Origin of the sequence: Microcystis sp. M53602_WE12, assembly GCF_030065455.1 — a bacterium.
GTDB classification, from domain to species: Bacteria; Cyanobacteriota; Cyanobacteriia; order Cyanobacteriales; family Microcystaceae; genus Microcystis; species Microcystis aeruginosa.
Window position 1 is genome coordinate 1 of sequence record NZ_JASJFB010000531.1, and the last position, 2428, is coordinate 2428.

The window sequence follows — 2428 nt, forward strand, 5'->3', positions numbered from 1 at the left end:
AGTAAGGGTGTCAACAAGGAATATTACAAATTGTTAACCGAGTCTTGAAAGCGTTGTGCTACAAAGGTTTGAAATGTTAAGAAAGATGTGACTAATGGACAGCCTTGATAAGGGGGGTGCCGATCCCCCCTTAGTCCCCCCTTGATAAGGGGGGCATCTGATAATTTTTAACGCCTACCTACTTAATTTTTGCTTAGGAAACCGTGAAATACCTATCAAGCAAGACTTTTAGGGCTATTTTAACGTTCGGCGATGCTCAGTCGGGCCGCGGAAGAAACTAGAAAATATCAGTATAGACCTCGTTTCCACACATAAACCAGAAGCTCCCAAATACTGATGGGCAGTCAGGAGTTTAAGCTTGTGGAGAGACTGTAAGACTCCTTGGGATTCGTCTTAAAAAGCAGGTTTCTGTGAAGCAAGAATCTCCCATCACACAGCTTGGCATTGTGATGGCGAGAGTGTCAAAATTGTGTTCAATTACTCGTCATCCCAGTCATGCCTTCCAGCGGTCAAGTGAAATCGATTTTTTTTCTGATCCTCTTTCTCCTCAGTATTCTAGGGGGTATTCTACTGGCTTCGCTACTTCAACAACCAGCGATCGCCCAATCTCCCTCCTCGGATACATTGCTAAATCGTTATCAAATTGGAGAGCAAACCTATCTAGAAAATTGTGCCACCTGCCATATTGCTATTCCTCCGAGCATCCTACCCAGTCAAACTTGGAAAAAAATCCTAGAAAATCCTAATTCTCACTATGGTATCCGTTTAAAACCAATTGTTGGCATTACTCAGCGTCTTATCTGGGATTATCTCAGTTATTCTTCCCGCCCTCTTAGCGAGACTACTTTTGTTCCCCTCTTAATTGAACAGTCTAGCTATTTAAAGGTTTTGCACCCTAGGGTCAATTTACCCACTCCTCTCGGTCACACCACCTGTGTCACCTGTCATCCCAACGCTTCCCGCTACGATTATCAGACCCTTACCCCCATCTGGGATAATGCAGCCTAATCAGTGATCAGTGATCAGGAGTCGGGAGTCAGGAGATTATTTTTTTTATTCTTCCCAACACCCCATCACCCCATCACCCCAACACCCCATCTTCCCACACCCCACACCCAATCCTACTGAGGAGGTGCAGTTAGGGTGATTTCGCCGATTTGACCAGCTTTACCCATTAATTGGGCAGGTTTTTCGTTAAGAGAGATTTTAACACCGCCAGCATTGCCCGATCGAATATTTAAACTCTTTTGGGCTGTCCAAGTTTGTTTAGTCCCGGGTTGGAGATTGCCTTCATGGACTTTTTTGCCATCGGCAATTACCCTTACCCAAGCGGCCTGTTCAATAGTTACTTCGGCTGAGAGGGGAACTTTTGACTGAGGAGAAGGGGAAGGAGAGGCTATCGGTGCGGGAGGGACTACCGGCGCGGGGGAAACCACGGGGGAAGGAGAGGGAGTAAGGGCAGGGGGGTTAGAGAGAGGGGGACGGAGGAAAAGATAGCCAATACCACAAAATATGCCCGCCAGCAAGCCTAGCCAGAGATACATCCCGAAAAAGGTTGATTTAGCCGGTTGAGGGCCAGTTTCCGGGGCTGGTTTTTCTGCTTTCACCGGTTCCACTTTTGGGGCAGCGGGTTCAGCCTTGGGGAGAGGGGTAACTTTTGTGGGCAGTGTTTTCGGGATAGTTACCTCTTGAGCTAATTGTTCCGCACTAGGAGACAAGCGATCGGCTAAAGCTTTACCATCAATTTTTAGAGCATCACCGTAGCGTTTGATAAATCCCTTGACATAAATTAATTCTGGTAATTTCTCCCAATTCCCCGTTTCCAACGCTTCTAGCATCGGCAATCTAATCATCGTCAGGGCGGCGATATCGTCTATGCTCAGGCAGCTTTCTTCTCGTTTTTGACGTAAATAAGTCCCGATTTCCTTGATTTGTTCGGCTTGTAGGGGACTGAGTTGACTCATAATTCCAGTCATCGAAAATTTGGGTCTGAAACCCCGTCGTTCTACGACGGCTTTACTGTTAAATATTAGCGCATTTACACGATATATGCTAGAGTGCGAGATATGGAAAAGGCCTACTCGTTCCGATTTTACCCCACACCCGAACAAGAGTCGCTATTGCGGCGCACTTTGGGCTATGTAAGATTGGTTTACAATAAGGCACTCCATCTCAGAACACAAGCTTGGTACGAAAGACAAGAAAGAGTAGGCTACGCTCAAACTTCTTCAATGCTAACCGATTGGAAAAAGCAAGAAGAATTAGACTTTCTCAATGAGGTAAGCTGTGTACCTTTACAACAAGGGTTAAGACATTTACAAACAGCTTTTACTAATTTCTTTGCTGGTCGGACTAAGTATCCTAACTTTAAGAAAAAACATCAGGGAGGAAGTGCCGAATTTACCAAATCTGCTTTTAAATTTAAAGA

The 2428-nt window shown here is 45.4% G+C and carries 3 protein-coding genes; 2 read left to right on the forward strand and 1 reads right to left on the reverse strand.

The annotated features are described in order from the left end of the window. The first annotated feature begins 495 nt into the window (after positions 1-495). A complete protein-coding gene (locus PX482_RS17225) occupies positions 496-1008 on the forward strand; it encodes a hypothetical protein (RefSeq protein WP_002760886.1) in 513 nt (170 codons plus the stop codon). 113 nt (positions 1009-1121) lie between these two features. Here the strand turns inward: PX482_RS17225 and PX482_RS17230 are convergent, their stop codons facing one another. Further along, entirely contained in the window at positions 1122-1976 is an 855-nt protein-coding gene (locus PX482_RS17230) for a helix-turn-helix domain-containing protein (protein ID WP_288122745.1), read from the reverse strand. A gap of 90 nt (positions 1977-2066) precedes the next feature. On the opposite strand from PX482_RS17230, the gene PX482_RS17235 reads away from it, so the two are divergent. Further along, the coding region (locus tag PX482_RS17235) for an RNA-guided endonuclease InsQ/TnpB family protein (RefSeq protein WP_288122746.1) at positions 2067-2428 on the forward strand (362 nt) is incomplete at its 3' end.

Bases quoted from the DNA above. Each gene is read 5' to 3' on its own strand.
- PX482_RS17225 (WP_002760886.1), top strand. From the start codon at position 496: ATGCCTTCCAGCGGTCAAGTGAAATCGATTTTTTTTCTGATCCTCTTT.
- PX482_RS17230 (WP_288122745.1), bottom strand. From the start codon at position 1,976: ATGACTGGAATTATGAGTCAACTCAGTCCCCTACAAGCCGAACAAATC.